Annotated in this window: 3 protein-coding genes and 2 pseudogenes; 3 read left to right on the top strand and 2 right to left on the bottom strand. The window is 68.8% G+C overall.

The genetic code is table 11. From position 1 onward, the window contains the following. Positions 1–117: 117 nt before the first annotated feature. Together AC2VNT_RS02110 and AC2VNT_RS02105 are read left to right on the top strand one after the other, a co-directional pair. The gene (locus AC2VNT_RS02110) at positions 118–1,722 is read left to right on the top strand and encodes a GMC family oxidoreductase (RefSeq protein WP_486945280.1); all 1,605 of its coding nucleotides are present in this window, start codon (positions 118–120) and stop codon (positions 1,720–1,722) included. Between the two features lie 164 nt (positions 1,723–1,886). Then, positions 1,887–2,801 (top strand): acyl-ACP desaturase, encoded by a 915-nt coding sequence (locus AC2VNT_RS02105; RefSeq protein ID WP_486945279.1) that lies wholly within the window; start codon positions 1,887–1,889, stop codon positions 2,799–2,801. A 62-nt stretch (positions 2,802–2,863) separates the two neighbouring features. Here AC2VNT_RS02105 and AC2VNT_RS02100 read toward each other — a convergent pair. Then, positions 2,864–3,087, bottom strand: a pseudogene (locus AC2VNT_RS02100) (gamma-glutamylcyclotransferase family protein); the annotation flags it as partial. A gap of 193 nt (positions 3,088–3,280) precedes the next feature. Here AC2VNT_RS02100 and AC2VNT_RS02095 point away from each other — a divergent pair. Next, a complete protein-coding gene (locus tag AC2VNT_RS02095; RefSeq protein WP_486945278.1) occupies positions 3,281–3,634 on the top strand; it encodes a DUF732 domain-containing protein in 354 nt (117 codons plus the stop codon). A 10-nt stretch (positions 3,635–3,644) separates the two neighbouring features. On the opposite strand, the pseudogene AC2VNT_RS02090 reads toward AC2VNT_RS02095, so the two are convergent. Next, a pseudogene (locus AC2VNT_RS02090) lies at positions 3,645–4,407 on the bottom strand (RNA-guided endonuclease TnpB family protein); the annotation flags it as partial.

Below are 4,407 nucleotides of genomic sequence, written 5' to 3'. Positions count from 1 at the left end.
GGCACCGTTCGACCAGGGTCTTCATCCCGCCCGGCCGGAGTCCCCGAAATCAACCCGACCAACATGCCCGTCGGGATGGGGCGAAGCCCGGCTAGTGTTATCGCGTACAGTTCGACCGTGGACGAGTTCGACTACGTCGTCGCCGGTGGCGGCTCGGCGGGTTGTGTGGTGGCCAGTCGGCTGAGTGAGGACCCGTCGGTGACGGTGTGTCTGCTCGAGGCCGGCGGCGAGGGGCGGAACGTGCTGATCCGCGCGCCGCTCGGATTCGTGGCCGGGATGCCCCGCGGAATCAACAGCTGGCACTACCAGACGGTGCCGCAGGCCGGCTTCACCGACGGCCGGCGCGGATTCCAGCCGCGCGGCAAGGCGCTCGGCGGGTCCAGCACCATCAACGCGATGATCTACGCGCACGGCCACCCGTCGGACTACGACCACTGGGAGTCGCTGGGCAACCCGGGCTGGGGCTTCGAGGACGTGCTGCCGTATTTCACCAAGTCGGAGACGAACGCCCTCCATCGCGACTCGCGCTACCACGGCACGTCCGGCCCGCTGCAGGTGACGAACCTGCGCAGCCCGAGCCCGCTCAACGAGGTGTTCCTGAAGGCATGCCAGGCCCAGGGCATCCCGTACAACCCCGACTACAACGGCGCCCAGCACTTCGGCTGTTACCACGTGCAGGTCACCCAGAAAGACGGCGAACGGCACAGCGTCGCAGCGGCGTTCATCCACCCCAACCTCGAGCGGCCCAACCTGGACGTGCGCACCAAGGCCCACATCACCGCCGTGGACTTCGACGGCCGCCGGGCGACCGGGGTCAGCTACCGGCAGGGCGGCCGGCTGCGAACGGTGCGGGCCCGCCGCGAGGTGATCGTGTCGGCCGGCGCGTTCGGCACCCCGCAGATCCTGATGGCATCCGGTGTCGGCCCCGGCGCACACCTGCAGCAGTTCGGCATCCCGCCGGTGCTGGACAGCCCCGGCGTCGGCCAGAACCTGCAGGATCACATCTCCGCGCTGTTGATCTACCGGGCGCGGACCTCTGCGGGGATGATCGGCATCTCACCGGCCGGTGTCGCCCGGATGGCCAAGGCCATGTGGGAGTGGCGTCGGCATCGGTCGGGTCCGATCACCAGCTGTGCCGCGGAGTCCGGGGCCTACTACCGCACCGGCCCGGACGTCGAGGTGTCCGACATGGAGATGGAGCTGATCGTCGGGATCGGCAAGGACCACGGCCGCAAACCGCCGATCGGCCACGGCTACTCGGCCCACCTGCTGCTGGCCCGGCCCAAGAGCACCGGCGAGGTGCGGCTGGCCAGCCCCGACACCCACGTCGACCCGTTGATCGACCCCAAGTACTTCAGCCATCCCTACGACATGCCGACGCTGGTCAAAGGCGTACAGGTCGCACTCGACGTGATGAGCGACAGCGCTTTCGACCCCTACCGGGGCAAGATGATCGTCCACTACGAACGCGACGACCCAGCGCAGATCGAGGACACCCTGCGCACCTACGCCGACACCGAGTACCACCCGTGCGGAACCGCCAAGATGGGCCCGGACAGCGATCGGATGGCGGTCGTCGACCCGAAGCTGCGGGTCCGCGGGATCGACGGCCTACGGATCGCCGACGCGTCGGTGATGCCGACCGTACCGAGCAACAACATCCACGCGCCGGTGCTGATGATCGCCGAGAAGTGCGCCGACCTGATCAAGGAATCGGCCTGACCGCACCCGCGGGGTCGGGGACCCGGCGGCCCGAGCACGCTGACCACGGCAGTTTGACAACATCTCGCGACCGAGCCTACGCTTGCGTAGGTTACGGAACCGTAGGCTACTGATCGGTAACTAGATCGTCCGACCATACCCCGGCCGCTGAAGAGGTGATTGAGATGGAACGACAGGCGACGCTGCTGCACGAACTCGAGCCGGTCGTCGAGCAGAACCTGAACCGTCACCTGGCGATCGCGAAGTCGTGGATGCCGCACGACTACGTCCCGTGGAGCAGGGGCCGCGACTTCGCCTTCCTCGGCGGTGAGGACTGGCAGCCGGAGGACTCCCAGCTGAACCCGGTCGCCAAGGCGGCGCTGGTGGTCAACCTGCTCACCGAGGACAACCTGCCGTCGTATCACCGGGAGATCGCCACCCGGTTCGGCCGCGACGGCGCCTGGGGGAGTTGGGTGGGCCAGTGGACGGCCGAAGAAGCGCGGCACGGCATCGCGCTGCGCGACTACCTGGTCGTCACCCGCGGGGTGGACCCGGTGCAGCTGGAAGACCTGCGGATGGCGCACATGGTCGCCGGATACGACTCGGGGGACAAGACCCCGCTGCAGGCCATCGCCTACGTCTCGTTCCAGGAGCTGGCCACCCGGGTGTCGCACCGCAACACCGGCAAGGCCTCCGGCTGCCCGGTCGCCGACCACCTGCTGGCCCGGGTCGCCCTCGACGAGAACCTGCACATGGTGTTCTACCGCAACCTGATGGCCGCGGCGCTCGACATCGATCCCGACGCGGCGATGGTCGCGATCCGCGACGAGGTGGTCGGCTTCGCGATGCCCGGGATGGGCATGCCCGGCTTCGCCGAGAACGCGCTGCTGATCGCCAGGGCCGGCATCTACGACCTGCGGATCCACCACGACGACGTACTGCACCCGGTGCTGCGGTTCTGGCGGATCTTTGAACGGTCCGACTTCGGCCCGGAGGGCGAGCAGGCCCGCGAACAGGTCGCTTCCTTCCTGGCGGCCCTCGACGAGCGGGCCAAGCACTACGAGGAGAAGGCCGCGGCGCGCGAGCGCGTCTCCGCGTAACGGCGACCCTCAGCCCTCCGCCGGTCTCCAGTCGCGCAGCAGCGCGATCCAGCCCTCCGGCAGCCGATGTTGGTGCGCACGGTGAGTCGGACCCGTCGATAGCGCTCCGGAATCCCCTCGGCGCGGCCCAGGGCGGTCAGGTCGGATTCGGAGACCGCCCACAGCACGCCGTGCACCCGGCCACCGGCGAGCGGTTCGACGGTGGCGACGCCACGCTGGTTGATCAGCCAGCCGTGGTCGGCGAGCACCGCCGCGGGTTGCCGGCGCCGGGGCAGCTCTGTGCCATCTGTCGCGCGCACAGGTTGGATCCGTAGGCGAAGTAAGGATGCGCGGTCACCGTCTCCTGCTCCGCCGATCGGCCGGCTGGGTGTCCAGCGTATGGCGGCGGCGGCCTGGGCATCGGGGTTCTCCGGAATCCTTCGTGATCGTGGTCGGCGTTCGCTACGCTCGCCCGATACGGCTGGGGCGGACGGACGGTCATGAAACACGGGAAGACCGGCACCATTGCGGCGCTGCTGACGGCGGCGGCGATCCGGGCTGCGGCGGGCGCGGCGGCCGATCCGTCGCCGGAGTCCCGCTACCTGCAGGGCCTGCACGAGGCCGGGATCAGCGCCGAGCAGACGTCGTCGCTGCTGATCGTCGGCTACTTCGCCTGTGCGGAGATGATCAACGGCACCAACCCCATCGACCTGGCCGTCAAGATCGCTAGTGAGTACCCGGATCTCACCGTGCGCGGTGCGGCGCTGTTGCTCAACGTCGCGTCCACGACACTCTGCGCCGACGAGGCGCTGCCACCGGCGGTCGTACCCGACGAACCCGTTGCAAGTGAGTGATCTTTAGTGATCATGCGACTTGCACCTCGTCTCGGGGTTGTTCGCCAGCCGTTGGGCTGGTTCCCTTCCGCGCTTCACAGCCACCCGCCCGGCTTGGCCCGGTCTTACGGTCGGCTCCACGCTTGACGGCGGCCCCAACTGGGCCGACGACGCTACCCGACTCAGTGTCGGTGTCCTCGTAGCGTGCGAGGTTGATCGCGGCGTTGTCGTCACGCTGATGCGCGGCCGAGCAGTCGCCGCACTTCCAGTGTTCGGCCCACCCGATGTCTTGCACCTGCCCGCAGGCATGGCAGGTTTTCGACGACGGGAACCAGCGGTCGGCGACCACCAGTTGCGATCCGTACCAGCGTGTCTTGTAGGACAGGTGCCGGCGGGGGGTGCCCAGGGCCGCATCGGAGAGTCCACGCCGGCGGGCGCGGGCACCGGTGAGCCCTTTTGCCGCAGCATCCCGGCAGCATCCAAGCCTTCGACAACGATACGGCCGTGGATTTTGGCCAACCGTGTCGTCAGGACGTGCAGGTGATGGGTGCGGACATCGTTGACCCGGCGATGCAGCCGGGAAATCTCGGTGGTGCGCTCACGGTAGCGGCGTGAGCCCTTCGTGCAGCGGGAGCGGGCGCGGCTGACCCGCCGCAACTCCGTCAGCGCGGCATCCAGGGGGCGCGGATTAGGCACTCGTTCGATGACCTGGCCGGTGTCGGTGGCCACGGTGGCCAACCGCCGCACCCCGCCACCCACACCACCACCCACCCGCCAAAAAGGACGGGCCACCC

This window comes from Mycobacterium sp. TH-M15 (genome assembly GCF_057473705.1).
Note: the sequence above shows the minus strand (reverse complement) of the source record. Positions and strands in the feature narration are given on the sequence as shown.